The sequence below is a fragment of the Leptodesmis sp. genome (genome assembly GCF_052746595.1).
Genome location: NZ_JBRAGO010000048.1, coordinates 1 through 26,648, shown reverse-complemented (window position 1 = coordinate 26,648; position 26,648 = coordinate 1). Strand labels below are relative to the sequence as shown.

At 51.1% G+C, this 26,648-nt stretch carries 20 protein-coding genes; 8 read left to right on the top strand and 12 right to left on the bottom strand.

Annotated features, from left to right (window positions below; translation table 11 throughout):
• Positions 1 to 12: 12 nt before the first annotated feature.
• Both psb32 and ACUVQO_RS12135 read left to right on the top strand, forming a co-directional pair.
• Positions 13 to 762 (top strand): photosystem II repair protein Psb32, encoded by a 750-nt coding sequence (gene psb32 / locus ACUVQO_RS12140; protein ID WP_445926139.1) that lies wholly within the window; start codon positions 13 to 15, stop codon positions 760 to 762.
• Positions 763 to 1,014: 252 nt separating this feature from the next.
• Positions 1,015 to 1,896 (top strand): carbonic anhydrase, encoded by an 882-nt coding sequence (locus ACUVQO_RS12135; RefSeq protein WP_445926138.1) that lies wholly within the window; start codon positions 1,015 to 1,017, stop codon positions 1,894 to 1,896.
• 323 nt (positions 1,897 to 2,219) lie between these two features.
• Here ACUVQO_RS12135 and dnaN read toward each other — a convergent pair whose 3' ends face one another.
• From dnaN to ACUVQO_RS12110, 5 genes are all read right to left on the bottom strand, one after another.
• Positions 2,220 to 3,422 (bottom strand): DNA polymerase III subunit beta, encoded by a 1,203-nt coding sequence (gene dnaN / locus ACUVQO_RS12130; protein WP_445926137.1) that lies wholly within the window; start codon positions 3,420 to 3,422, stop codon positions 2,220 to 2,222.
• A 655-nt stretch (positions 3,423 to 4,077) separates the two neighbouring features.
• Positions 4,078 to 5,508, bottom strand: coding sequence for a chromosomal replication initiator protein DnaA (gene dnaA / locus ACUVQO_RS12125; RefSeq protein WP_445926136.1), 1,431 nt, complete (start codon positions 5,506 to 5,508; stop codon positions 4,078 to 4,080).
• A gap of 395 nt (positions 5,509 to 5,903) precedes the next feature.
• Complete coding sequence (locus ACUVQO_RS12120; RefSeq protein ID WP_445926135.1) at positions 5,904 to 6,356, bottom strand: ATP-binding protein; 453 nt, start codon at positions 6,354 to 6,356, stop codon at positions 5,904 to 5,906.
• 3 nt (positions 6,357 to 6,359) lie between these two features.
• Positions 6,360 to 8,078 (bottom strand): SpoIIE family protein phosphatase, encoded by a 1,719-nt coding sequence (locus ACUVQO_RS12115; protein ID WP_445926134.1) that lies wholly within the window; start codon positions 8,076 to 8,078, stop codon positions 6,360 to 6,362.
• Positions 8,079 to 8,200: 122 nt separating this feature from the next.
• Positions 8,201 to 8,908 carry a chromophore lyase CpcT/CpeT gene (locus ACUVQO_RS12110; protein WP_445926133.1) on the bottom strand — a complete coding sequence of 236 codons (708 nt, stop codon included), beginning with the start codon at positions 8,906 to 8,908 and terminating at the stop codon, positions 8,201 to 8,203.
• 210 nt (positions 8,909 to 9,118) lie between these two features.
• Between ACUVQO_RS12110 and ACUVQO_RS12105 the strand changes: the two genes are divergently transcribed.
• Positions 9,119 to 9,322, top strand: coding sequence for a hypothetical protein (locus ACUVQO_RS12105; protein WP_445926132.1), 204 nt, complete (start codon positions 9,119 to 9,121; stop codon positions 9,320 to 9,322).
• Positions 9,323 to 9,493: 171 nt separating this feature from the next.
• Here ACUVQO_RS12105 and ACUVQO_RS12100 read toward each other — a convergent pair whose 3' ends face one another.
• From ACUVQO_RS12100 to ACUVQO_RS12080, 5 genes are all read right to left on the bottom strand, one after another.
• Positions 9,494 to 10,411 (bottom strand): FG-GAP repeat domain-containing protein, encoded by a 918-nt coding sequence (locus ACUVQO_RS12100; protein ID WP_445926131.1) that lies wholly within the window; start codon positions 10,409 to 10,411, stop codon positions 9,494 to 9,496.
• Positions 10,408 to 11,049 (bottom strand): hypothetical protein, encoded by a 642-nt coding sequence (locus ACUVQO_RS12095; protein ID WP_445926130.1) that lies wholly within the window; start codon positions 11,047 to 11,049, stop codon positions 10,408 to 10,410. The genes ACUVQO_RS12100 and ACUVQO_RS12095 overlap by 4 nt, the downstream gene beginning before the upstream one ends.
• On the bottom strand, positions 11,030 to 16,663 hold the full coding sequence (locus ACUVQO_RS12090) for a beta strand repeat-containing protein (protein ID WP_445926129.1): 5,634 nt from the start codon (positions 16,661 to 16,663) through the stop codon (positions 11,030 to 11,032). The genes ACUVQO_RS12095 and ACUVQO_RS12090 overlap by 20 nt, the downstream gene beginning before the upstream one ends.
• Positions 16,564 to 18,045 (bottom strand): DUF4347 domain-containing protein, encoded by a 1,482-nt coding sequence (locus ACUVQO_RS12085; RefSeq protein WP_445926128.1) that lies wholly within the window; start codon positions 18,043 to 18,045, stop codon positions 16,564 to 16,566. Before ACUVQO_RS12085 ends, ACUVQO_RS12090 begins: the two co-directional genes overlap by 100 nt.
• 420 nt (positions 18,046 to 18,465) lie before the next feature.
• Positions 18,466 to 19,479, bottom strand: coding sequence for a glycosyltransferase family 2 protein (locus ACUVQO_RS12080; RefSeq protein WP_445926127.1), 1,014 nt, complete (start codon positions 19,477 to 19,479; stop codon positions 18,466 to 18,468).
• 338 nt (positions 19,480 to 19,817) lie between these two features.
• On the opposite strand from ACUVQO_RS12080, the gene ACUVQO_RS12075 reads away from it, so the two are divergent.
• Entirely contained in the window at positions 19,818 to 20,297 is a 480-nt protein-coding gene (locus ACUVQO_RS12075; protein ID WP_445926126.1) for a cupin domain-containing protein, read from the top strand.
• A gap of 26 nt (positions 20,298 to 20,323) precedes the next feature.
• On the opposite strand, the gene ACUVQO_RS12070 is transcribed toward ACUVQO_RS12075, so the two are convergent.
• Both ACUVQO_RS12070 and thrB read right to left on the bottom strand, forming a co-directional pair.
• The gene (locus tag ACUVQO_RS12070; protein ID WP_445926125.1) at positions 20,324 to 21,040 is read right to left on the bottom strand and encodes a C40 family peptidase; all 717 of its coding nucleotides are present in this window, start codon (positions 21,038 to 21,040) and stop codon (positions 20,324 to 20,326) included.
• A gap of 111 nt (positions 21,041 to 21,151) precedes the next feature.
• The gene (gene thrB, locus ACUVQO_RS12065) at positions 21,152 to 22,096 is read right to left on the bottom strand and encodes a homoserine kinase (protein ID WP_445926124.1); all 945 of its coding nucleotides are present in this window, start codon (positions 22,094 to 22,096) and stop codon (positions 21,152 to 21,154) included.
• 162 nt (positions 22,097 to 22,258) lie between these two features.
• Between thrB and ACUVQO_RS12060 the strand changes: the two genes are divergently transcribed.
• The 4 genes from ACUVQO_RS12060 (at position 22,259) to ACUVQO_RS12045 (ending at position 26,515) form a co-directional block, all read left to right on the top strand.
• Positions 22,259 to 22,699 carry a fasciclin domain-containing protein gene (locus tag ACUVQO_RS12060; RefSeq protein ID WP_445926123.1) on the top strand — a complete coding sequence of 147 codons (441 nt, stop codon included), beginning with the start codon at positions 22,259 to 22,261 and terminating at the stop codon, positions 22,697 to 22,699.
• 332 nt (positions 22,700 to 23,031) lie between these two features.
• Positions 23,032 to 24,237 (top strand): anion transporter, encoded by a 1,206-nt coding sequence (locus tag ACUVQO_RS12055; RefSeq protein ID WP_445926122.1) that lies wholly within the window; start codon positions 23,032 to 23,034, stop codon positions 24,235 to 24,237.
• A 291-nt stretch (positions 24,238 to 24,528) separates the two neighbouring features.
• The gene (locus ACUVQO_RS12050; RefSeq protein WP_445926121.1) at positions 24,529 to 25,647 is read left to right on the top strand and encodes a branched-chain amino acid ABC transporter permease; all 1,119 of its coding nucleotides are present in this window, start codon (positions 24,529 to 24,531) and stop codon (positions 25,645 to 25,647) included.
• Entirely contained in the window at positions 25,637 to 26,515 is an 879-nt protein-coding gene (locus ACUVQO_RS12045; RefSeq protein ID WP_445926120.1) for an ABC transporter ATP-binding protein, read from the top strand. Before ACUVQO_RS12050 ends, ACUVQO_RS12045 begins: the two co-directional genes overlap by 11 nt.
• The last annotated feature ends 133 nt before the right edge of the window (positions 26,516 to 26,648 follow it).

Here is a 26,648-nt window from a genome sequence, read left to right as displayed (position 1 = left end):
AGAGTTCCATTTATGAGACGGCTCCTCCATCAACCCGCTATTCATTGGTTGCGATCGCGGCTCATGAACCCGTTGGCTTCGTTGCACCGGCTCTACCTGACAGCGATCGCCCTACTTCTAGTTACTCAACTGATTGCCGCTCCGGCTTCGGCGACCAGCATTTATGAGATTCCTGAGCTCAGCTCAGATACCTGGGTGATTGATAAGGCTGATATTTTGAGCCGAAGCAGTGAAGGAAAGGTCAGTTCGGAATTTTCTGACTTAGCGAAAACAACGGGATACGAGGTGAGATTTGTCAGCATTCACCGCCTGGACTATGACGAGACTGCTCAGACGTTTGCAGACAAATTGTTTGAACGCTGGTTTCCCACTCCGGAGGAGCAAGCCAAGCAGGTGTTGCTAGTGATTGATAATGTCACCAACAACACGGGGATTCGGACAGGGGAACAGGTAAAACAGGTGATGTCCGATGCGATTGCTAACAGTGTGGCCCAGGAAAGCGTACTAATTCCCCTGAAAGAAGGCAACAAGTATAACCAGGCCATCCTAGGAGCCAGCAATCGCCTGGTCGCTGTCCTCTCTGGTCAGGCAGATCCTGGCCCACCGGAGCTAAAGAGTAATGTAATGGTAGAAGGTACGTTTGCCACCCCGGAGAAAACCAAATCCAGTAACGCGACGGTTTGGGTGGTTGGCTTTTTAATTGTGGCGACGATCGTGCCCATGGCAACCTATTACTTCTATCAGTGGATGGGATCTCGCTAATAACGAGATGATGGGATAACGAGATGATTCTCCCACCCTCCCATCATCTGATCACCGCACCACCCCATGACCTTCCTGCGTAGTTCTGGCCCAGGTTTGCCCAGCCAATCTACACCATTCTTATTCTTTCGACAAAGTGATTTGAAAATCATTTAAAATTTTCTAATCCTTCGTAACTTATGCTTACGGAGCAAGGGAGCCTGCTGGACAATCATTGCAAAGTTCCCCAATAAATCATGGGTATCTGATTCTATGAAAAAGCTGATTCGGGGTCTGCGAGAGTTCAAAACCTCATATTTTTCCAGCTACCAGGATTTATTTGAACAACTCTCTCATGGCCAGAAGCCCAGGGTATTGTTCATTACCTGTTCAGATTCTCGGATTGTGCCGAACCTGATCACCCAAACGGAACCAGGCGAAATTTTTGTCATCCGCAATGCTGGCAATATTATTCCTCCCTTTGGGGCCGCCAATGGTGGGGAGGGAGCCGCTGTTGAATACGCGATTCATGCTCTGGGAATTCAACAAATTATTGTCTGTGGGCATTCGCACTGTGGAGCGATGAAGGGACTGTTGCAATTGGGTAGTCTGGAAGAAGAAATGCCACTGGTATATGACTGGCTAAAACATGCAGAAGCCACTCGTCGCCTGGTCAAGGAGAATTACCAGGGATTTTCTAAAGATGAATTGCTGGAAATTGCGATCGCCGAAAACGTTTTGACCCAGATTGAAAACCTGAAAACCTATCCTGTAGTTCACTCCCGTCTGTACCAGGGCAAACTCAGCATTTACGGTTGGGTGTACCTGATCGAAACTGGGGAAATCCTCGCTTATGACCCCGAAACTCATACCTACATGCCACCGCAAACCCAGATTGAGCTATCTAAACCGGGTCAATTTCTGAAAACCCAAGCTCCTCCCGTACCCGTAACCTGTGATTTACCTGTGCGCCACTTCCCCGAAGTTCCCAACCCTGAAGTTAAGCCTGAGCCTCGGGTTGCTCAGACAGCCGTAGGAAGTGGGAGTGGAGTCTATCCTGGCAATGGCAGTGCTAAGGAAGCCCCCGGTGGAATTGATTGGCTGTCTCCGGAGCAGGCCGATCGCATTTTCCGAGGTTCGGCTGGCAGACGCTAGTAGTCTGTTCTAGCCATCTTTTAGCTCAGCGATCGCCCGGTTCAGATTCCAGATCTCTGACTTCTTGCTTAAACCCAACTTAGAAGCTGGATATTTGGCAAGAAGTCGGAGATCTATGCTGAAGTGAGCAAGAGAAAGTGCGATCGCTACTATTTAACGAGTAAAAACCGCACTTTATGCAGAACAAAAGCAAATCAGTACTCAGTAAAACCCTTTTCATTCTGAAATTGTTGCCTGAAGGTTCTACCACTGATGCCTGAAACGATCCACCCGAGTTTATTTCAGCCTTTTTGGTGATTATGAAGGCCCAGAGATTTTATGCTTTAGCTTCGCACTTGCACAGGCATTACTAGATAGGTCATCTTCAAGCCACCCAGCGGTGTGAGAATCGCAGGACTAGTGGGTGTGTTGAATTGCATTTGCACTTCTGAAGTCGTTAACACCTTAAGGCCATCCAGCAGATAGCGCACATTAAACGCAATCACCAAATCCTCGCCAGAAACCTGAGCAGGAATGGTTTCCTCTCCCCGACCGACATCCGGCGCATCCACTGAAAGAGCCAGTTGCTGTTTGCCATTGCTGATCGTCAGTTTGACAATGTTGTTTTTCTGATCCGCCAGTACTGCAATCCGCTCCAGGGCACTCAGGAAGAGACGACGCTCGACCGTCAGCTGGTGAGAAAACTGTTTGGGAACCAATTGGCGGTAGTTGGGATATTGCCCTTCCAGGAGGCGGCTAACGAGGCGCTGGTCGATCCAGTCGAAGATTACCTGGCTACGATCGAACGTCACCGATACCGTGCTTTCCGCCTGCCGTTCCAGCATCTTGGTCAACTCTTGCAGGGCTTTGGCGGGAATGGTGACATCTACCTGTTCCTCTACTGCTCCCTTTTTGGCAGATTTTGCAGGGGGTTTGGCCTCATCTGTGCTGGAAGTTTCTACTACAGCAAGACGGTGCCCATCCGTGGCGGCAAACTCCAGGCCGGTCGGGTTAATCGTCAGGTGAATCCCAGTCAGGACTTGTTTCGTTTCATCACTACTGGCCGCAAACAGGGAACTCCGCAACCCATCGAGCAGCGCGATCGCAGGCAATTGCAACGTCTCACCATCGGCCACTTCCGGCAGGGCGGGGAACTCTTCAGCACTCATCCCCCGCACCTGATAGCGTCCAGAAGCGCAGGTAAGCGTCGTCAGGTAGCTGGCATTCTCCTCCGGTTCATCGTGCATCCCATCGTCCAGGGTGATGTCACCGTCGGGTAAACGGGATACGATATCGGTCAGCAATCGAGCCGGGAGAGTCAGTTTACCCCCCACCTCGACTGCCGCCGGAAAACTGGTTTGAATGCCCAAACTGAGATCAAAGGCGCTGAGGCCGACTTGCTGAGTTTCCGGGTCAGCCACTAGCAAGACGTTTGCAAGAATGGGGTGAGACGGACGACTGGCAACAGCGCGGCTAACGAGGGAAAGGCAGGTACTCAGGCTATTTTGGGAACAAACCAGTTTCATGGAGAGACGTTCTGAGATCATTGCCTGGAGATCCTACCACTGAAGTCTGAAACGATCCACCTGAGCTTATTTCAGGCTTTTTCTGTACCGCGATCGATCTCTAACTTAAGAAAAACTTATTTAAACCAGTAGTAGTAGGGAGTGTGGAAACTGTGGAAAAGATCGTAGGATCGCGATTCTAAGCCTTTCAAGCCGATCTAAACCTGTGGATAACTTGTGGAAATCTACCCTGGTTTTCCACATGATTATTTATACTTAGTCAAACTTTCCACGATCGCTGGATCGTTATAAACTGATTTTCCACATGGTTTTCCACAGGTTTTGGGTAGGTTTTCCACAGCAAAATTACTGCTTTACATTTATTTACCTGCTTTAAACACAAAAATTTAACTCTATTTTTGGCTGAGATCATTCTGGAACGATCGCCTATAATCAAGTAGGGATAGGCGTTTGGATCATTTGTATCAAGGTTGGATCTAAAGCTTGGAGGCATGGTTTCTCAAGGCTGATCCGGTTCAAAAGACTGGCAATGGCGAATGGGAACAGCAAGTTTTCCCCAACCTGCTCAAGCTCAGCAAGATGGAGAATGATTCAGCCTTTTCAGGGTGAGTTGACATAAACTTAACTGATAAGCAGACCTGATCGAGCCATATCCCTAATCCCTAATTCCCCATCCCTACTGCTTACCTTTATGCCGAGATTGACTGGCGATGTTGATGCGATCGCTCAACTGCCTTAAGGTTTGGGCCATCGCTGGGTCATTGTCCTTGAGTTGGGCAATCTTATCGCAGCTATACATCACGGTTGTATGATCCTTGCCGCCAAATACCTCGCCAATTTTGGGCAGGCTGAGTTCGGTATGCTGCCGCATCAGGTACATTCCCACCTGACGAGCCGTACTGACTTCTCGCCTGCGGGAATTGCCCTTTAGATCCTCGATCTGCACATCAAAGTTTTCGGCAATCACCATCAGCACATCATCGGGAGAAGCCTCGACTTGCTCCACGGGAGGATTCAGAACCGGGGCAATGTTGTCTACTGTCATCGGCAGGCCCGCGATCGAGATATAGGCCACAGCCCGAATCAACGCCCCTTCCAGTTCCCGGATGTTGGAAGTGTAGCTAGAAGCGATGTACTCAATTACTTCACGGGGCAGGCGCATATTTTCGTATTCTGCTTTCTTTTGCAGAATCGCCATCCGGGTTTCCAGATCGGGAGGCTGGATATCAGCAATTAGTCCCATCGAAAAGCGGGAACAGAGGCGTTCCTGCAGACGCGGAATCTGGTTGGGCGGTCGATCGGACGCGAGTACCACCTGTTTTCCAGCTTCATGCAGGGTATTAAACGTATGGAAAAACTCTTCCTGAGTGTATTCCTTCCCCTCGATGAACTGGATGTCATCCACCAGCAATACATCTGCTGCCCGGTAATGCTCCCGGAAACTCTGCATATTGTCCCGACGAATCGCGGTAATCAGGTCATTGGTAAATTGTTCTGTAGAAACGTAAAATACCCGCGATGAAGGACAAATTTCCAGACGGTAATGGCCGATCGCCTGCATCAGGTGAGTTTTGCCCAATCCTACTCCGCCGCATAAAAATAGTGGATTAAATTCCCGACCGGGAGATTCGGCGACGGCCAGAGAGGCAGCATGGGCCATCCGGTTGTTGGAGCCAACCACTAGCCGCGAGAAGACATACTTGGGGTTCAGTTCACTGGAGCGGCGACGTTCTCCATTTCCAGGCTCTGCAGCGATCGGGGCTGGGGGTGGGGCGGCGGGACTGAGGGGAGAGGCTTCTGTTTGAAAGGTGAGAAAAAAATCAGGATCCACTGGATTGCCGTTGTCATCACAGGCGACGGTCATAATAATGTCAACCGGACGACCCAGAATTTCATGGATAACTTCGGTAATTGTTTTGATGTAATACTTCTGCAACCAATTGCGGGCGAAAGGATTGGGGGTGCGCAGAATCAGCCGCTTTTCGCTCAACTCTTCCACCACTGCCGTTTTGATCCAGGCTTCGTAGGTCGGGCGACTGAGTAAGAGCTGCAAACGCTCTAGCGCTTCAGACCAAAAACTCTCAATCTCTGTCAATTCCACTTCCACGACTGACCTCAGTTCCTTACCTACAGGAAAAGCGAACCTTTAGCACGATCGCTAAAGGTAGCGGAGTGATGCCCAACTAGGCCGACTTTCCAGCATCTAGACTGTAACCCCTTTCAAGTTCTCTATACGACTACATATAGAGTTAAATTAAAAATTTCACGCATATTTTAATCTATATATAGTGTATCAGGTCGCTGCAGTCTGCCAAGGTTGATGTGTACTACTGAAAGCGGTACACTGGCGACCAACCCTGACTCAAAGATGCTTACAGCAGTCTACCCTATCTACCTGAAAAAGATAGATCGACTGCATGTGAAGTTTAATATTCAGTGGTTGGCTCGTGGTTTGTGGTGCGAGGCGCGTAATGCCTGTTCCCTGTCTCCTTCCCCGATTCCCTACTCTCTTCCGGATAACGTTGGCGTTTGAATCACTGGTTCTGGCAAACTGGCCTGCATTTTGAGGCAATTGCGGCCATTCACCTGTAGCCGATATTCCACCTGATCCATCAGCCGATTCAGAATTAACCAGCCATAGCCATTTTCTTGTTTAGCTTCGGGGGAGGGGGGTAAATAGGTAGACAAATCAAAGCCCTGTCCATGATCCCAAATTTCCAGAGCAATATCCCGGTTTTTCAACTCCAGACGAATTAAAACAGGCAGGTTGGGCTGGTTTTTGTGGGCGTGGCGAACCACGTTGGAATAAGCTTCGACCAATACGAGCCGTAACCGATTGGACTGGCGGGGCCAATCGACATGATCTCCTAGTTCGACTTCTAAACTGCCCAAGAGCCAGTTCTCAACAATCGTTAAAAACTTTAAATTGCTCGGTACGTGAAGTTCGGTTCTCATTGACTACAGGACCTCCAGTGAGAGTAGCGTTTGGTCATCTTCCTGAATTGTGTTGTGCGATCGAATGCGGGCTAACAAATGGCTCAGATCCAGAGGCTCTTGCTCCTGGATCAGCAGGTTCCACAGGCCCGTCTGTTGCAGCATAGAACTAGACGGGGACATATCGTCTTTCTGGGCTGGTAGGGAGGGGGCAACCGTTGCTTCGGTAATCCCATCACTGGTCAGCAGCAGTACCTCACCCGACTTTAAGTCCAGGGTTCCAGCGGCGGCCTTCCAATCGGGAAGAATGCCCAGCGGAATGCCCCTGACTTTTAAGTAGTTGGGTTCGATCGCGGTTTTGGCTTTGTTCGTGCTATGCATTTTGGCCAGAGCTGGCCGCGACCACACCAGGGGATAAATATGGCCCGCATTGGCGTACACCAGTTTCTGGGTGGACGGGGTATACCGGGCCAGCACCATGGTAATGAAGCAGTTAGCACTGATCAGGTCGTTGGCAAGGCTCCGGTTGAGATTTTGCATCACCCGATCAGGCTCCGGAGGTAACTCTTGAGAGAGTTCCCGGCGGAGGACGGAGATTGCACTGGCCATGAATAAAGCCGCAGGGACTCCTTTACCCGAAACGTCCCCAACCGCCAGCCAAATGTCACCTTGGGGATGGGTATACACCTCAAAGAAATCTCCTCCGACTTCCCGTGCCGGATAGCAACAGGCCTGTACCTTCATGCCGTCTAATTCTGGCCAGCTTTGGCGCAACAGGTTTTCCTGAATCTGCCGAGCGACTTCCAACTCTGCTCGCATTTGTTCGGCTTGTTTCTGGCTCCGCTGATACAGTTTGGCCTGGGATATGGCCAGAGATGCCTGTTCAATCACACCATTCAATAAGTGCAGATCTTCCGCTGACCAGGGACGATCGCTCCTGGGTCGCTCCATCGCCAGCACTGCCAAAAAATCATCCTGGTAAATCAGAGGGACGGCTAACTGATGGCAACCTGCATCTGATTCCCCTGTGGTTTGAAGCTGACGAGTTCCTAAAACGGATTTTACTAATGAATTTTCCTGAGCCAGCAGACCCGTGCATGCTGCAGCAGAACTTTCGGTCGCACTGGAAACTGATTGACTGGAAGAGGTATAACGGAATACGGTAGGGGCCAGACTATCTCCCTCGACGGGGTGTAACACACATTGACTGGCGGCAAAGGTTTGGCCCAGGGTGGCCGCGATCGTCTGCAACATACTTTCATAGTCCAGCGATTCCCGAATAGCAGTCGTAACCGCGTTAAATAACGATTCCTGCCGCAGCGCCCGTTGCAACTCCTGGGTGCGTTGTTTTACTACCCGGTAGGTTTCCGCCGCTTGCTCCACCACCACTTTGAGTTGATCAGGCACCCAGGGTTTGGTGACGTACTTAAACACTTTGCCTGCGTTGATTGCCTCAACCAAGTCTTCCGCATCTGTATAGCCTGTGAGCACAATCCGAATGGTGTCCGGGAAGCGATCGATCGTTTTGCTTAAGAACTCAGTTCCCAGCATTTCTGGCATCCGCTGATCAGAGATAATGATCGCCATTTCTCCCTGCTCATCCAGGATTTTTAACGCTGCGATCGCGCTATCTGCTTTGATGACATCAAACTCTCGTCGAAAGGTGCGATAGAGTAATGCCAGATTATCCGGTTCATCATCTACCACCATCAACTTTAGTTTTCGCTCTGTTTCCTCAGTCATGTGATACCCCGCTATGCGCGTATGAGTCTTTTCACTGCCGCTCAGCGCAATAATGCCTTGGTTTTCTTCTGATCAAAATACCCCGGACGATGAATGGGCTAACAGACTGAGAGAAACTGGAATTATTGCTTTGGCTCTTCCAGACGGCGATACTGGTAGGCTTCTGTTTTGGCTCCCCAAACCTGCTGGCCATTTGCATCGAAGCCCCGATCCCAGGTATTCATCCCAGTTGGAGTGAGTTCAATCCGGTTGGTGATGCGAACGGCTCCCCGGTAATTGGCAGGACAGCCATTGATGGGAGTGTTGCCAATGTAAGTGTTGCCGGATGGCTTCAGGAAGATGCTGCAAACGTAGGTACCCAAGTCGCTTAAGTTCAGGGTGCGTTCAGCCAGGGGTTTGTTGCACAATCCGGCAAAAGTAGAGGCAGTGGTCGGTCGGAATGAGAGCGATCGCACACTTTGGGTAACGGGACTGGGAGAAATTTGTAAAAATCTTTGCCGGTAGGATTTTGAGAGATTATTGGTGAGAGCCTGCTCCTGGCAGAGAAAAATGGAACCAGGATCAGCGCTCGCCTGGGCAACCTGAATGCGGCAGGTGGTCATCTGAACCCTGGGTGCTTCAGGATTTTCTATGGATTGAGCCGAAGTCACCATCTGCCCTTCTAGTAAAGCGGCTACATCTTGAGCCTGTTGCTTTAAAGACTTGGTTGGCCCGGTTCCAGGTTGGGCCTGAGCTGGGTAGATCCCTGCTATTCCAGATAGGCTAATTATTAGAGCGATCGCACATGAGGCTGTTCCAGTTCCCACCGCACGCTGATTGCTGATCGACATGACTTCTCCCATTGATTTGCAAATCCCTTGGCTGCCCTGTGCCACGTACCTGATGGCATTTTTTATAGCGTAACCCACTGGAGCCGTCAGGGAGTTGATCCTGGAATAGGAGCAGGGTGTGGCAACGATAGAATAGGGAGGAATCACCGGAGTTCGGATCTGCGATCGCCTGTGAAGTTTGATGACCCCCTTGTTACTAACTGAGTCTAGATGATGGAAAACGCAACCATTAACTGTGCCGAAGCCTGTGTAAACGGGTGTGTTTTAGGAGATAAATGCCCCAATCTGGAATATAAAAATCAGGCTATGAAGTTTGTTAATTCAACGTCTCTAGATCAAATGCACCAAATTGCCGAGGCGGCCCTGCGCAAAAAAATGATGGAACCTCCCAAATGGGTATTTCCAGAAGATTAAACGGTTGCTTTCATGAATAAGCTTTGACCTCTTGCAAAAGAGGCAGAACAGGAAATAAATCTTGTCCAAGTCCAGAAGTGGAATTTGTCTGATCGGAAAACGATTGTTCTCTAGCTGGATTTGGTTGATGAACTGGCTCTGCCTCTTTTCGCTAAACCAGCAAGACGACCATTAAACCAGAACGAGCGGGGGTTTGTTGGTTAACGTCCAACTTGCAGGAATGGGGGATGGGAGTTCTACGCTGGACGCAAAATTAGTCCCATTCATAACCCAAATTCCATTTTCCCCAGTAACATAATTTCGCCACAGGAAATCGGGCTGTCCGTCTCCGGTAAAGTCAGCTAAGCCGCTGAGTACCCAATTCGGAGGACTAAATACTTGTAGGGTGACACCGGAAACAACAGAGGTTCCGTTCATTGCCCAATAGCCAAGGGTTCCATCCGTATAATTCTGCCACAGCAGATCGGGTTGACCATCACCGTTCAGGTCGCCTACTCCAGCAATTGCCCAATTTGTTGGTACGGTTCCCAAAGACACTGTACCAGCTAAGCTAGTGCCGTTCATCAACCAGAAGCCATTATCGCCCGTGATGTAGTTGCGCCAAACGATATCTACTCCGCCATCGCCTACAAAATCTCCAGTGCCAACGATGTACCAACCAGCAGGCGCAGAAGGTAAGGCGACAGAGCTAAGGGACGTAGTGCCGCTCATCAACCAGACGAGGTTTTCGCCAGTTGCATTGTTCCGCCACAACAGATCCCGTTGTCCGTCTCCATTAAAGTCACCGGAACTGGCGATCGCCCAATTTGGATCAGGGGTTGGAGCAAGAGAAGTGACAACAGCGGTACTGAACACAACTCCATCTAGTAACCAGAATCCATTGGTATTGGTACTGCTCTCACGCCAGATCAGATCAGATTTATTGTCTCCGTTAAAGTCAATAATGAATGGATTGCGGTTGGTGAAGTTGAAGGTCACTGGGGTAGCAACTCCAGTGGCAGTTGCAGTGACATTGTAGGTTCCCAGTTGATTGTTAGCGACCAAGGGAGAAGCAGTGGCAATGCCAAGACCATTGGTGGTAACGGTCACACTGCCGTTGAAGGTAGCTCCAGGACCACTAGAAGCGCACTGAAGGTAACGGTATTGCCTGCAATAGGGTTACCAAATGCATCCGTAACTCGAACTCGTAGCGGGTTAAACAGAGTGCGATTGATATCGACTACCTGAGTTGTTGCTACCGTTGGAATCACGACGCTGGCGGCAGCGGCATTCACAGTTAGGTTAGAAAGTACCGCAGGCAGATTGCCGCTGCTAACCGTAAAGGTTTGATTGCCTGCTGTCCTTAAGTTGGTGGTAAAGCTACCTGTGCCGTTGGTGAGTGGGGCGCTGGTTGGCAATACAGCCTGGCTGTCACTGCTGGCAAAGGCGATCGGGGTTGTATAACCTGGAGTGACATTCCCAAACGGATCTTGGGCCGTTACGGTAAAAGTTTGATTAACTCCAGCGGTGGTGGTGCTGGGTAAGCCAGTGACAATGATCTGGCTCGTCGCTGCTGGGTTTACGGTGATTCCTGTCTGAGTGGCCGTAATGCTGTTGTTTGCCAGATCGGTGGCGGTTAGCGATCGGGTACCAGCCGTCTTCAAGGTCGCGGTGAAGTTACCAACCCCATTGACCAAACCGCTGCTATTAGGCAAGACAGCTTGACCATCAATTGCTGGTGAAGACAACTACCCCTGTGTAGCCCGGAGTCGTGTTGCCAAAGGCATCTTGAGCTGTAACTGTGAAGGACTGTTGATTTCCTGCCGTTACTGTGGAGGGGAAGCCAGAGAGCAAGAAAGTGCTGGTTGCTGCTGGGGTGACGGTAATGCCGGCTTGGTTTCCAGTCAGGCTGGCGTTGGTGGAATCGCTAGCGATTAACGTTTGACTCCCTGCTGTTCTCAGGGTGGCATTGAAAGTACCTGTGCCATTGGTCAAGGTTGAGTTAGCTGGTAATATGGCCTGACCGTCACTACTGGTAAACAGTAGCGTGCCAGTGTAGCCCGTTGCGATGTTGCCAAAGGGATCTTGAGCTGTCACGGTAAAGGATTGCTGGGTTCCGGCTGTGGTCAGTGCTGGGAAGCCAGACACCAGCAGGGTACTGGCGGCGGCCGGATTAACGGTGATACCCGACTGAGTACCAGTTAAGGAAGGATTGCCCGTGTCGGTGGCGCTCAGCGATCGCGTTCCTGCTGTCCTTAATGTGGCGTTGAAGGTGCCTGTGCCGTTTGTCAGTCTGGAATTGCTAGGTAAGGTCGCCTGTCCATCGTTACTGGTGAACAGTACCACCCCGTTGTAGTTGGTGTCTGTGTTACCAAAGGCATCTTGAGCCGTGACAGTGAAGGCTTTTTGGGTGCCTGCTACGGATGGATTGCCAAATCCAGAGACCACGAACCGACTGGCTGCTGCGGGAGTTACAGTAATGCCCGATTGTGTGCCTGTAATCGTGTTGTTGGTGGAGTCAGTGGCAGTGATCGATCGCGTCGTACCTACGGTTCTCAGAGTGGCGTTGAAGGTGCCTGTGCCATTGGTCAGAGTGGCATTCGTCGGGAGAACCGCCTGACCGTCATTACTGGTGAACAGCAGTACACCATTGTAACCCGTGGCAGTATTGCCAAACTCATCCTGAGCCGTGACGGTGAGGGACTGGGATGTACCCGCAACTACGGTGGTCGGGAACCCGGAGACTAAGAGTTTCGTCGCTGTGGACGGCAGAATCGTGATGCCAGTCTGTACGCCAGTAATGCTGGAGTTCGTGCTATCCGTTGCTCTCAGGGATTGGGTTCCAGCCGTTTTCAAGGTGGCGCTAAAGGTACCTGCTCCATTGGTTAACCTGGCATTGGTCGGGAGAACCGCCTGACCATCACTGCTGGTAAACAGCACGGTTCCCGTGTAGCCGACTGCTGTATTGCCGAAAGGATCCTTAGCCAGGACATCGAAGGTTTGCGCAGTGCCTGCGATCGTGTTGTTGGGGAAACCCGAAACCACAAAGCTACTGGCTGCCGCTGGAGTCACCAGAATATTCGATTGGGTGCCTGTAATGCTGGAATTGCTGGCATCCGTTGCCGTGACTGATTGAGGACCAGCGGTTCGTAATGTTGCCCCAAAGGTGCCTGTACCATTGACCAGCGTTGCATTTGTGGGGAGTACGGCTTGTCCATCGCTGCTGGTGAATAGCACCACACCGTTGTAACCCGTTGTGATATTGCCAAAGGCATCTTTAGCTGTGACTGTGAAGGGTTGAGAGGTGCCAGCTACGGTGGTGGCGGGTAGTCCAGCAACAACCAGAGTGCTGGTGGCGGCTGGGGTGATCGCGATGCCCGTTTGGGTGCCTGTAATCGCCGAATTGACGCTATCTCTGACTGTCAAGGACTGAGTGCCAGCGGTTTTCAGGCTGGCATTAAAGGTGCCTGTGCCATTGGTCAGAGTGCCGTTGGGCAGTAAAGTGGCCTGACCATCACTGCTGGTAAACAAGAGCACGCCGTTGTACCCTGTGGCAGTGTTACCAAACGCATCTCTGGCTGTTACGTTGAAAGACTGAGAGGTGCCAGCAGTGGCTGTTTGGGGGAAGCCAGAAACGAGGAAGTTATTGGCTGAGGCTGGGTTGACGGTAATCGAGACGGGCGTGCTGGTGAGATTGCCACTATTGGCTAATAGGGTTTGAGTACCCGCCGTTTTCAATGTGGCGCTAAAGGTACCCGTGCCATTATTCAAAGTCGCATTGGTTGGTAAGACAGCCTGCCCATCGCTGCTAGTAAACAGGACAATCCCCCGGTATCCAGTAGCCGTATTTCCAAAGGGATCTTGAGCAATCACATTAAAGGATTGGGCTACCCCTGCAGTGGTAGTTGCAGGTAGGCCAGTGAGCAGGAGTGTACTGGCATCAGCTGGAGTAACCGTAATGCCAGAGTTGGTTCCGGTGAGACTGCTATTGGTGGAGTCGGTAATGGTGAGCGATCGTGTACCTGCCGTTCTCAAAGTAGCTGAGAAAGTAGCAGTACCGTTATTAAAGGTGACATTAGTGGGCAGCACCGCCTGTCCATCACTACTGGTGAACAGTACCGTTCCGGTATAACCTGTGGCCGTATTGCCAAAAGCATCTTTTGCGACAGCCGTAAAGGTCTGAGCTGTCCCTGCTGTCACGGTACTGGGACCAGTAATCAGGAAACTGCTGGCTGTAGCTGGATTGACGGTGATGCCTGATAGGGTTGTGGTCAGAGTGTTATTGACGGAATCGGTTGCCGTTAGGGATTGTTGTCCAGCCGTTCTGAGGATGGCATTAAACGTTCCGCTTCCTCCCGTAACAGTCGCACTCGACGGGAGAACGGCCTGACCATCACTACTGGTAAATAAGACTACACCGCTGTAACCCGTGGCCGTGTTGCCAAAGGCATCCTGAGCCGTGACGGTTACGGATTGGGGATCGCCTGCTGTCACTGTTGTGGGGAATCCAGACAGCAACAGAGTGCTAGCAACTCCTGGAACCACGGTAATGCCTGTCGCACTACCCGTAATGCTGCTATTGGTGGAGTCGGTAGCGGTGATCGTTCTGCCAGTACCTGCAGTTCTTAAAGTGGCATTGAAGTTACCTGTACCATTGGTCAGGCTGGCAGTGGTCGGGAGAGTTGCCTGTCCATCATTACTGGTAAACAGCACTACCCCGTTGTAGGTGGTTGCGGTGTTGCCAAAACTATCCTGGGCAGTCACAGTTAAAGGCTGAGAGGTTCCTGCCACAACAGTGCTGGGAATTCCAGCAACCAGGAATTGACTGGCAGTCCCTGCTGTCACTGCGACACTGGCTGAAGCTCCTCTCAAAACACCACTGCTCACACTGACGGTTTGATTGCCTGCAGTTCTTAAAGTGGCATTGAAAGTGCCTGTACCGTTGGTTAAGTTGGCATTGGTTGGGAGAACCGCCTGTCCATCACTGCTAGTGAACAGTACTACACCGTTGTAGCCTGTGGCCGTATTGCCAAAATCATCCTGTGCGGTGACAGTGATGGCTTGTGATGTGCCTGCTGCCAGAGTAGTAGGCAGACCTGTTAAAGCCAGTGCAGTGGCCGCGCCCGCATTCACTGTAATGCCGGATTGGGTGCCTGTAATACTGCTGGTTGCGGAATCGGTAGCAGTCACGGACTGAGTGCCAGCGGTTCTTAAAGTAGCATTGAAGGTACCTGTTCCAGCATTGAGTGTGGCGCTAGTGGGAAGAACAGCTCTACCATCTGTACTGGTAAATAGGACAGTGCCGGTATAGCCCGGAGTGGTATTACCAAAGGCATCCTGAGCCGTCACAGTAAAGGTATTGGGAGTGCCAGCGGTAAGGGTGGCAGGCAAGCCAGATACTAAAAACTTGCTGGTGGCTGCTGGATTTACTGTAATGCCCGATTGCTGCCCGGTGATGGCGCTGTTCTGAGAATCAGCCACTTGGACAGACTGAATTCCGGCACTACGTAGGATTGTGCTGAAGGTGCCTGTGCCGTTGTTCAGGGTAGCGTTGGGAGGCAGGATGGCTTGACCGTCACTGCTGGTAAACAAGACCACACCCGTGTAATTGGTATCTGTGTTGCCAAAGTCATCCTGGGCAGTGACGGTAAAGGAATTGGGATTTCCGGCTGTGGTGGTGGCAGGTAGGCCAGTTACTAAGAATTTATTCGCGGTAGCCGGAGTGACGGTGGTATTGACTGTTCCCGTAATGCTAGAGGTGACGGTATCAGTTACCCGCAGGGATTGCGTACCGGCGGTTTTCAGCGTGGCATTGAAGGTGCCTATGCCGTTGGTCAGGGCTGCGCTACTGGGAAGCATAGCCTGTCCGTCACTGCTGGTAAATAAAACTACGCCCGTATAATTAGTGGCTGTGTTACCGAAGGCATCCCTGGCCGTTACGGTGAAGGGTTGGGAAGCTCCAGCCGTTACTGCAGTGGGAACTCCAGCGATCGCCAAATTGGTTGCCACACTTGGTGTGACTGTCAAACTGGCTGAGGTTGCGGTCAATGGCCCACTGCTGGCATTTAACGTTTGGGTTCCAGCCGTTTTCAGGATGACATTAAAGGTGCCTGTGCCGTTGATCAGGTTAGCATTGGTCGGCAGAACGGCTTGACCATCACTACTGGTCAGTAGTACCACGCCATTGTAATTGGTGACTGTATTGCCAAAGGCATCCTTCGCTGTGAGGGTCAGGGATGATTGAGTTCCTGCGATCGTGCTGGAGGGAAGGCCACTGATGAGCAAGGTACTGGCAGCACCCGGATCAACTGTGAAAGTGGCCGATGCGCTCCTCAACCCTCCGCTGCTAGCATTAATCGTTTGACTGCCAATGGTTCTCAGGGTGGCATTGAAGGTGCCTGTACCATTGGTCAGGGTGGCATTCGTCGGCAGAACTGCCTGTCCGTCACTGCTGGTAAATAACACGACACCGTTATAACTCGTGGCCGTGTTGCCAAAGGTATCTAGAGCCGTAACTGTGAAACTATTCGAGACTCCTGCTGCTGTATTGGTGGGTAGACCTGTCAAGGCTAGACTGGCCGCATTGCCAGGAGCATTGGTCAGGCTAAAGGCTGCTGGAGTTATACCACCCTGAATATTCGCTAGCACGCTGTAGATGCCAGCGACCGTATTGGCTGTAAAGGATGTGGTAGCAATTCCATTTACATCTGTGGTCGCCGTAATGGTATTGCTACCACCTGTGAACGATCCGCTGGCTCCTGTTGTAGGCGCGGTGAAGGTAACAGTCACTCCACTGATAGGGTTGTTGAATTGATCCGTTACCTTGGCCGCTAAAGGATTGGCAAAAGTGTTATTGACCGTAGCGCTTTGTCCCGATCCAGAGAAAAAGCTGACGATCGAGGGAGCCGCTGGAGCAATCGTAATTTGATAGGGACTTGATCCGGTGAAACTGTTGGCATCTGTAGCCGTAGCTGTGAAGTTGAAGGTTCCAGCCAGTCCTGTGGTGCCACTCAACTGGCCAGTTGGGGAGAGGGTGAATCCATTTGGTAAACTGCCCCCCGTGATCGCAAAGCTGTAGGGAGTGGTACCACCGTTGGCTGTCAACGTCTGAGAATAGGTTGTTCCGGCAGTGCCAGCAGGTAAGGTCGTGGGAGTGAGGGCGATCGCGGGTGGGCTGATATAAAGATTGCTACTATCGCTAGCCGTCGATCCTGCATTAGAAGCAGTGTTGCCATTGAAGACGAGATTACTGTTGGTGAAGGTTACGCCTGCTCCAGTAAAAATGGCCCCTGCTTTACCCTGCCCTCCCTGGGCACTACCGCCGCCACCGCTACCCCCGGTAGCAACGTTGTTATTAAACACACCGCCCGTGATGTTAAGAGAACCATTGCGAATAAAGATGGCTCTCCCAATCCGGCACCGCCGCCACCACCATTGCTGCCGCCAGCCCCAGCCAGAGTCCCGCCCTGACCATTTCCGGCACCACTGGCAATGCTACCGCCGCCACCACCACCAAAACCACCATTGCCGCCAGCCGTGAAGCCGCCACCGCCGCCACCGCCGCCACCGCCGATGCCACCTTTACCGCCGAAGCCGCCACCGCCGCCACCGGAACCAGCACCACCGTTACCCCCGATCGCCTGGTTGCCCGTGAAGACGAGATTGGTTAAGTTGACCGTACCATTGTTGATGAACAGACCGCCGCCGAAGCCGCCACCGCCACCACCACCGCTACTGCCATCTCCACCTCTGGCTAAGCCGTTGGCGATCGTAAAATTGGCTAGATTGACGGTGCCTTGGTTGACAAAGAAGACCCGGTTGGAGTTGTTGCCACTAACGGTGAGGGTGCTACTCAGTGGCTCAAAGATATCCACACTGTCATTAATGATCAGCTGGCCTGACGTGAGTGTGATGGTTTGGGGACTGCTGCCAAATACGTTTGGATCGAAGGTAATCGTATCTGTTCCGGCCAGAGCATTCGCATTGAGGATAGCCTGCCGTAATGAACCCGCACCACTGTCATTGGTGTTGGTAACGGTGAAGGTATCTAAAACGTGTTGATAGGCGGCTTTTGCCCAGTCTTGCAGAATATCTGGGGTGGTAAAGCTGTTCGTCTCGAAGTCCAGCGTCCAGTTACCGCCTAAGGCTTGATTGCCAATGAGACGGCTGGACGCGGCAATCCCCACTCCGGCTAACTGACTCCACTCCTGTAAAAAGGTTTTTCCCTGCTCACTTCCGGCTAACTCACAGCTATAGATGGAGATTCCGGCTCCCTGGGCTAAAGATTTTGTCCACTGCTGCAAATCTGCTGAGTAAGTCCCCAGATCACTAAAATCGAAGGTCATGGAGCTAAAGTCGATTTCTCCAGGATCTCCGTGAGCAAACAGGCTGAGGTTAGAAATATTGTACTCGTGGGCCAGGATGCTGGTGATTTGGGCGATCGCATCCCGCGTTGGATCCAGGATGTAAACGTCGGTTCCGGGAGCTAGACCAGCAATCAGGGTTGAGAGATCTGCTACGGCGGGATCAAAAATCGCAATGGCACCCCCATCTCCTGCATAGTCATGATCGAGAGATGCTGGAGAACGCCACCAGGATGAAGAGAAACTGTCCTGAAAGGGCGAGGCGAAGCGTGAAGAAGTCAGAGAATCAAAATTTGAATAAAGACCGGTAGCCGCTGCATTGAACGACAGGAGGGACTGATTTTCGAGGAGCGAGTGACCTGGAGCAGGAAAGAAATCCACGGTATGACTCTTCAATTCAACTAAATAGTGTTGGTTTCTCTAGCCAAAAAAATCTGAAGGAGCCTCACAGCTCCCAGTTTTTTCAACTTAAAAAATTTTTCAGCCTTCAGAAATAGTACTCGTTAATACCAAACGTGCACGAAATCTTTTACACCCTGTAGAACTAACTGATTTTCTGTGAACTCCCTGAATGCAAGCCGAACTAAACCGGATCCAGCTAAAGAACGGTCGTTTTCCGATCAGAGAAACTACGGTTCTGGACTTGGATAAGGTTTAACTTGATTCCTGGGAGTGATGATACTAGAAATTAAATCAGCCAAAACCATGAAGAAGATACAGTAGACATACAGAGGTTGATCTCCAACGTATCGGCTACGTTTCCAGAATTCTCCTGAACTCAGATAGAATTATCATCCTACTTTATGAATTTTTTACAGAGCCAGGTTCAATAATTTCCCGAACCCGGTAAATGGGTCGTCCCTGAGATTCGTGGTAGGTGCGCATCAGTAATTCTGCCAGGAGGCCAAAACTAAATAGCTGAACTCCCGCCAACAGCAACACAACGGCCAGAATCAACAGAGGACGGTTAATACTTTCACCAAAACTCAGCTTGATGGAAGTGAGGTAAAGGCCGATCGCTACTCCCAGCAGCATCGAGAAAAATCCCAGCAGCCCAAAGACGTGCATCGGGCGAGTGAGAAATTTCCGCATGAAAAATACAGTCATCAGATCCATAACGACGCGAAAGGTACGATCGATGCCATATTTGCTCTTGCCAAATTGCCGGGGATGGTGACGGACTGGCACTTCTGTAATGCGTGCCCCTTCAATAAAGGCTAGGGCCGGAAGAAATCGATGCAGTTCGCCATACAGGTTCATGTCGGCCACCAACTCCGCACGATATACCTTTAAGGAGCAGCCATAATCATGCACTTTGACTCCCGTGACCTGCCCAATTAACCAGTTAGCAATTTTTGAGGGAATTTTACGGCTAATCGTCCCGTCCTGCCGATGTTTTCGCCAACCACTCACCAGGTCATAGCCTTCATTCAGCTTGTCAATCAACATCGGAATATCGGCAGGATCATTTTGCAAGTCTCCATCCATTGTGATAATGATGTTTCCTTGCGCGAATCGAAAGCCTGCGGCCATTGCGGCAGTTTGGCCATAATTACGACGCAGAATAATCGCCCGCAAATCTGTCCGCTCCTGGGCCAGTTCCTTCAGCAGATGGCTAGAACCATCGGTTGACCCATCATCCACACAAATAATTTCGTAGCTATACTGAGCAGTTTTGAGTACCCCTGCGATCGTCTCCAGTAAGCGAGGCAGGTTTTCATACTCATTGTGAATGGGGATTACGATAGATACGTCGGGATTGAGGGTAGGAGTGGCCCATAACTTACTGGATTCAGTACTTAAAGAACTAGTCATTGGTCATCAGCAGGATTTGCTATCAGAATAGCAGGATGGTGGCAACAAGCAGCAACACGCTTTACTATCGAGGCTCTCAAGGCATGGTCGCAAAGGTGCTGATACTCAATAGCACTGGGAAGGTCAAAAAGCTTTAGCTTGTTATGCCATCTCACCATGATTGGCTTGTAGGAGATTGGAACGCTTGCCTATGAGACTCAATCATCGGTAGGATAAGCAGAACTGGGCGTGCCCATTCAAATTAACCAGAATGACAGCATGGAACGTTTCCCCTTGTCCATCCGACGTTTTTTCCAATTTGCAAGAAGTCTATTGAAAGAGCAAATTAGGAGTAACTCGTGACCCAACCCCCGATCGCAGCAAAATCCATTCCAGCGCCACTGGGTAAGACAATCTACCCAAAACCTTATGCTGCACTTTTACAAGGACGATTAAAACGAAAACTGGGCAAGTATTTTGGACTGACTCACTTTGGGGTCAACTTAACCCATCTTTTACCGGGGGCAATTTCTGCGCTGGCTCATAGTCACTCGCAGCAGGAGGAATTTATTCTCGTCCTGGAAGGAAGCCCAACGCTGGTGCTTGGTCAGGAGGAATTCGTTTTGCAACCAGGTGATTGCTATGGCTTTCAAGCAGGTACAGGTTTAGCGCATCAACTGGTCAATCGGTCGGAAGCGAGTGTGACCTATCTTGAAATCGGCGATCGCATTGAAGGCGATGAGGTTGAATACCCAAATGACGATCTCAAAGCGACGCAGTTGCCAAATGGGGAATGGGCTTTAACACGCAAAGATGGGTCTACACTGGGCGATCTCTGACTCCATATCGCACTAGAACTATTGGCTCAAGTCCTGCGGGGTGCCTGATAGGATGACTGGATGCGTCCCACGCCACGAAACTGAGCAAAGTAGGTTTGGCTGATCGGGGTGCCTGTTGCCGAGAGAGGATCGATCGCAATGCCGTTATGCCCCTGATCCTTCCCGGAGCTATGGATATACTGACCATTTCCTAAATACAGCCCTACATGAGTGGCTTTTTGGGCAGGGCCGAAAAAGACTAAATCTCCAGGTTGGGCATCGGCAAGGGCGATCGCCTGAGCAAATTCTTCCTGCTGATAGGCATCTCTGGGCAGCCAGATACCCACTGAGGCAAAGGCAGCTTGTATTAAGCCAGAACAGTCATAATTTGGTCCCACCGTTCCACCCCACAGGTAGTGATTGGGGTGGGCCATGGCAGCTTTTGTAAAGGCGATCGCCTCCGGAATTTTGGCCTGAATCTCTGCTGCTGACCAGGAGGTAGGCTGATAGGGAGTTTCAGCAATATCCAGTTGCTCTACAGCCTCTGGCCCAATCCAACCGGGATAGTCGTCCTCGCAAAGCCGAATGGCGATCGCAGTAGCTCCATCCTCTTGCGTATCGGCTGGGGACTCGATCCATAGTTGTCGTCCTGCGGTAGCTTGCGTTGCCAATCGCTCCAGAGCTGGAGAGTCATAGATGTCCAAATGGATGCGGCACTGGTACTGAACGTTGGCGGTAAGGGAAGTAGCAACAGATGGAAACATTTCTCAAATTTGCTGATTTTTTCTCCGGATGGGTAGCCAATATCACCGAAGAGTGGAGTGGTAGATGCACCCTGATTGTTGCCCCCAGCCTTGTGCTGGGGGCTTTTTGTTTCAGGCTGAAATGGGATCAGACTCAAAACTGACTGTGGCTCCCCGGTGATCAATGTGCAGTACATATACCGTAGCTGTAATGGCTTCACTCGCCCAGGCACTGGCGATCGCCGCTCGTACAGCTTCTGCCTGGGACGCAGCAGTCAGAGCCAGAAGGGTTGGGCCAGCACCGCTAATCACTAAGCCATAGGCACCAGCCTCCAGGGCCGCAGATTGTACAGGTTTGTAGCCTGCAATGAGTGAGTAGCGATACGGTTGATGAATGCGGTCTTGCAGTGCGGCTTGCAACCAGGAATCTGTCCCGGTTTCTAGACCCCGAATCAGTAGTCCTAGATGGGCCGTATTAAAGATGGCATCGGCACGACTGTAGCGATCGGGCAGCACGCGACGAGCTTCAGCCGTCGAAAGCTCAAAATTAGGAATGGCTACAACAACAGCAACATCTGTATGCCAGGGAACCTCACAAATTTCCCAGCCTCCGTCCAGCTTTGTTGCAGCCAGACGACACCCCCCTAACAGCGCCGGAACTACGTTATCGGGATGACCTTCAATCGCGATCGCCTGTTGCATCACCTGCTGTTGTGTGAGGGGCAACCCTGCCAGGGCATTAGCGCCAACCAATCCGGCCACGATCGCGGTGGCAGAACTGCCCAGCCCACGAGCCAAAGGAACTCCTAACTGAATGGTGATGTGAACGGGGGGAACAGGTTGTTGAATAGCTTGATAAAACTGGACAAATGCCCGGTAAACCAGATTGCTGGCATCTGTCTGGACGCGATCGGCCTCCTCTCCCACTGCCGTGATTACCACTGGAGAATTATCGTCAGCAGTCAGGGAAAAGGTAAAGCGATTATAGAGAGTCAGTGCGGCTCCCAGGCAATCAAAACCAGGGCCAATATTGGCGGTTGTTGCAGGCACTGAAATGGTCACGGGGTCATTGGTCATGGGTCATTGGTCATTCGTTCTTTGCAAATAGTACGCTGCGATCGCTATAGTGACTGGTAAATTCAGGAATTACTTTTTCTTACGTTGCTGGTGGCGATCGAGCCGTCAATTAATGACATGATGATGGAAGACAATGCTCATTTCACGACTTAACTTAAACGCATGCCAGACATTGTTGATATTGCCGTTAGTGCGGATTCTTTCAAAACTCTCGTAACCGCTGTGCAAGCGGCGGATCTGGTTGGTGCCTTAAAGAGTCCAGGCCCTTTTACAGTCTTTGCCCCGACCGATGATGCGTTTGCTAAGTTGCCTCCGGGAACGATCCAAACGCTGGTACAAAATATTCCTCAACTGACCCGAATTCTGACTTATCACGTAGTGTCTGGAAAATATACTCGCGAGGACTTAAAGAACGTTGAATTTCTCACTTCGCTAGAAGGTTCTCCCATTCGGATCAAATCTACCGATGACTACTTTGAAGTCAAAAATGCGACGGTTATTGCTGCAGACATTGAAGCAGATAATGGCATCATTCATGTCATTGATAATGTGATTCTTATGAGTCCGGAATCGGCCAATTCATTCGATAAAGCACCTCTGTGAAGTGGCTTGAAATCTTGTCCAAGTCCAGAACCAGAGTTTCTCGGTCGGAAAACGACTGCTCTCTAGCTGAGTCTGGTTGAAGGTCAGATCGCATTGCAGCAAACCAATAGACTTCCTACAAATTGGAAAAACGTCGGATGGACAAGAGGAAACATTCCACCTGTCATTCTGGTTAATTTGAATGGGCACCGCCCAGCTCTGCTCATCCTCTGGTGATGATTGAGTGGATTGCGATCGCCCTGGGTCTATTGCTGTACATCACCTTTTGCTAGGTGCCCTTCTTGCAGTTGCGGCAAGCGTTTCGCCTCACTCACCGAGGAAGTAGGCTATCCATGATACACACACTAAGTTGGGTTCAAGCAGCAGTTTTAGGGGTGAGCTACCTAGCTTTGGGGGTGGGCTGTGTACCTGGCTGGCAAATGAATCGCGCTACCATTGCTTTGGTGAGTGCCGCGATATTGATTGCCCTGAACACCCTCACTTTAGATGAGGCATGGCAGGCCATTGATGCCCATACCATCGTGTTTCTACTCAGTATGATGGTGGTGAATGCGTACCTATCCTATGCGGGGTTTTTCAAGCTGGCACTGCTGTACTTGCTGCGGTTTACCCGGAGTCCGTTGGGATTATTGGGGGTATTAACGGTGGGTACTGGGGTACTGTCAGCTTTTTTCCTGAACGATACCTTAGCGCTGGTAAGTACCCCACTAACGGTGCAGTTGACGCGATCTCTGAGGCTCAACCCCGTGCCCTACCTGCTGGCGATCGCTGGAGCCACCAACATCGGTTCTGTGGCGACCCTCAGTGGTAATCCGCAAAACATTCTGGTGGGATCATTTTCCGGTATCAGCTACAGCACGTTTGCCCAGGCTCTTCTCCCGGTTGCGGCTGTTGGCTTGGTGCTGCAAGTCGGATGGCTGTGGCTACTATATCCAGACGTGCGATCGCTCCACCCTTGCCCACCGCCATCGCTCCCCCGATTTCGCGCCTATCGCCCCGTGCTGATTAAAACCCTGATCGTGACTGGTTTGTTGCTGACAGCCTTTGTGGTCGGGTTTCCTCTGGCAGAGTCGTCGTTGTTAGCGGCAGCAGCACTACTGGTGACCCGGCGCATTAAGCCCCAGCGTGTGCTGCAACAGGTTGACTGGTCACTATTGGTCATGTTTTCAGGGCTGTTTATCCTCACCCGATGTGTGCAAGAACTGAACCTGTTAGCGGGGTTAACTCCCTGGATTGCTCATCCGGCTGGGCTGTTGGCTGTGACGGCGATCGTGTCAAACTTGATTTCCAATGTGCCAGCAGTACTGCTATTACAAGGGGGGATTCCACCAGAAGCGACTCAAAGCTGGCTACTGCTGGCAGCGGGGTCTACCCTGGCCGGAAATCTCACTCTATTTGGAGCCGTGGCGAATTTAATTACCGTAGAGGCCGCGATGGCAGCAAAGTGTCGTCTTTCTTTCTGGCAACATCTGCGATTCGGTTTACCACTGACGCTGATGACCCTGATCCTGACCTACGTCTGGCTGGTGTTGCGATGAAACTTCCTATATGCTCCCAAAATCCGAAGCGTGGGGGGACTCTCAATCGATCAACCCAATTCACAAAATTACATCTTTTGTCATAAAAATCACTCCTAGAGTTTTTGCAGCTTCAACATCTGATCTGCTCGTGATCTGCTGGATAAGCACTCACTTTTCCAGGATTATTCTGCACATCTGTGGGATAACACCCTATTCTTTGACCTGAAACCCAAACTCAGCCAGGAGAGATCGCCACAAGGACAGGTTCCTGCTAGGATACAATCCAAATTGCATTATCCCTGAGTCCTCATGGTTGGCTATCTTGTCTCGCTGATCATCTTTACGGCAACCTACGCCTTGTTTAGCCTGGGGTTGAATTTGCAATGGGGCTACACGGGCCTGCTTAATTTTGGCCATGTTGCCTTTATGACGGTAGGAGCTTATACTACGGTACTGCTTAGTATTGTGGGAGTTCCTTTGCTGATCGCCACCCTAGTAGGGGCGGTATTGGCAGCAGGACTCGGTTTAGTCTTAGGGTTCTCTACCCTGCGCTTGCGGGAGGACTACCTGGCGATCGTCACCATTGGAGCTGCTGAGGTGATTCGTCTGATCGCCTTAAACGAAGAGTGGCTGACTCGTGGAGCTATGGGAGTTCCTAACTTTCCCCTACCCCTGGCAGATCTGACCCGCCCCACCGTTGCCAGCAAAATTGCTATGCTCGCTTTATGGACAGCCATCTTTGTGTGGGCGGGCTGGCAGTTGCTGAGTTGGGTGCGGCAACGGGTCGATCGCTTTGGCAAAACGGTAGAAACTGAGAAGCCGAGCCAGTCCAGGAGTAAGCTGATCTGGGGAATTGTGGTCTTTTTTCTAGGTTTGGTGCTGTATGGGTCGGGAGCGATCGCCCTCTGGGATTATTCTTACAAAGCGGGCTTGATGTTGCTGCTGGTCACAGTGCTGGTGCTGGTGTATTGGCGGCTGGAAATTTTGGTCAAATCACCTTGGGGTCGAGTACTGAAAGCAATTCGGGAAGACGAAGAAGTAGCTCGTGCCCTAGGTAAGAATGTCTTCTGGTACAAACTACAAGCCCTGATGCTGGGTGGGGCGATCGCAGGCGTAGCAGGAGCCTTTTATGCCTGGAACCTGACATTTATTAATCCGGATGGCTTTATTCCCCTGATCACCTTTCAGGCATGGATTATCGTAGTGTTAGGAGGCTCTGGTAATAATGCCGGGACGTTGCTAGGAGCAGTGATTTTCTGGATGTATAACACCGTCACCCGCTTTGTCTTACCGGCGATCGTGCCCCTGGATGATGCTCGGTTAGGGGCCTTCCGGATTATGGTGATTGGCCTGCTGTTAATCGTGCTGATGATGGTGCGGCCTCAAGGCATTTTAGGTAAGAAGGAGGAATTGAGCCTTGGTCGATGAACCCACAAATCCCCTGAATTCTGAGATTGAAGCCCTCGTTAATCCCTCCTCAATCGAGCAATCCGACGTTCTGGCGGAGGTGGAGGCGGTAAAAGCGGCTCAGTCTCCGGAATTGCCCTTGTTGGTCGCCAGTGGCCTGAACAAAAGTTTTGGCGGCATCCGGGCAATTGACAATGCCGCGATCGAAGTGCGGAAAGGCAGCATTACCGGATTGGTGGGGCCCAATGGAGCCGGAAAAACCACTCTGTTTAATCTGCTACTTAACTTCATTCGCTCTGATAGTGGTCGGGTCTTGTTTGATGGGGAACCCGTTCACCACCTGCCCCCTTACCGGATTGCCCGCATGGGAATGGTGCGTACCTTTCAGGTCGCTCGTGCCCTGTCTCGCATGTCGGTGATGGATAATATGTTGCTGGCGGCTCAGAAGCAAACCGGAGAAAACTTCTGGATGACCTGGTTTAAGCAACGGGAGATTGCTCAGGAAGAAAAACAACAACGCCAGAAGGCCATGGAAATTCTGGAGTCGATCGGCTTGGCGCACATGGCTTCTGAGTATGCCGGAGCACTATCTGGCGGACAGCGCAAATTGTTGGAAATGGGCCGCGCTCTGATGACTGACCCCAAGCTGATCCTACTGGATGAACCTGCCGCAGGCGTGAATCCTACGTTAATTAATCAGATCTGCGATCGCATCCAGCGCTGGAACCGGGAGGGACTGACGTTCCTGATCATTGAACACAATATGGATGTGATTATGTCCCTGTGCGATCGAGTTTGGGTCTTAGCTGAAGGTCGCAATCTGGCCGCAGGTACTCCCGCCGAGATTCAGTCTAACCCCGAAGTCCTGGAAGCTTATCTAGGGCAGTAAGGAAGGGCTGTAGAAAATGGGCTTAAAGAATGGGGATAGTATGAGGTTAGCTGATGCTAAAGATAACAAAAGAGCACGATGGGCAAGCTTAAGTTTTCAAATACATCCCCACCGATGACTTGATGCAGCATAA

Bases quoted from the DNA above. Each gene is read 5' to 3' on its own strand.
- psb32 (WP_445926139.1), top strand. From the start codon at position 13: ATGAGACGGCTCCTCCATCAACCCGCTATTCATTGGTTGCGATCGCGG.
- ACUVQO_RS12135 (WP_445926138.1), top strand. From the start codon at position 1,015: ATGAAAAAGCTGATTCGGGGTCTGCGAGAGTTCAAAACCTCATATTTT.
- dnaN (WP_445926137.1), bottom strand. From the start codon at position 3,422: ATGATCTCAGAACGTCTCTCCATGAAACTGGTTTGTTCCCAAAATAGC.
- ACUVQO_RS12120 (WP_445926135.1), bottom strand. From the start codon at position 6,356: ATGAGAACCGAACTTCACGTACCGAGCAATTTAAAGTTTTTAACGATT.
- ACUVQO_RS12115 (WP_445926134.1), bottom strand. From the start codon at position 8,078: ATGACTGAGGAAACAGAGCGAAAACTAAAGTTGATGGTGGTAGATGAT.
- ACUVQO_RS12110 (WP_445926133.1), bottom strand. From the start codon at position 8,908: ATGTCGATCAGCAATCAGCGTGCGGTGGGAACTGGAACAGCCTCATGT.
- ACUVQO_RS12105 (WP_445926132.1), top strand. From the start codon at position 9,119: ATGATGGAAAACGCAACCATTAACTGTGCCGAAGCCTGTGTAAACGGG.
- ACUVQO_RS12080 (WP_445926127.1), bottom strand. From the start codon at position 19,479: ATGACTAGTTCTTTAAGTACTGAATCCAGTAAGTTATGGGCCACTCCT.
- ACUVQO_RS12070 (WP_445926125.1), bottom strand. From the start codon at position 21,040: ATGTTTCCATCTGTTGCTACTTCCCTTACCGCCAACGTTCAGTACCAG.
- thrB (WP_445926124.1), bottom strand. From the start codon at position 22,096: ATGACCAATGACCCCGTGACCATTTCAGTGCCTGCAACAACCGCCAAT.
- ACUVQO_RS12060 (WP_445926123.1), top strand. From the start codon at position 22,259: ATGCCAGACATTGTTGATATTGCCGTTAGTGCGGATTCTTTCAAAACT.
- ACUVQO_RS12055 (WP_445926122.1), top strand. From the start codon at position 23,032: ATGATACACACACTAAGTTGGGTTCAAGCAGCAGTTTTAGGGGTGAGC.
- ACUVQO_RS12050 (WP_445926121.1), top strand. From the start codon at position 24,529: ATGGTTGGCTATCTTGTCTCGCTGATCATCTTTACGGCAACCTACGCC.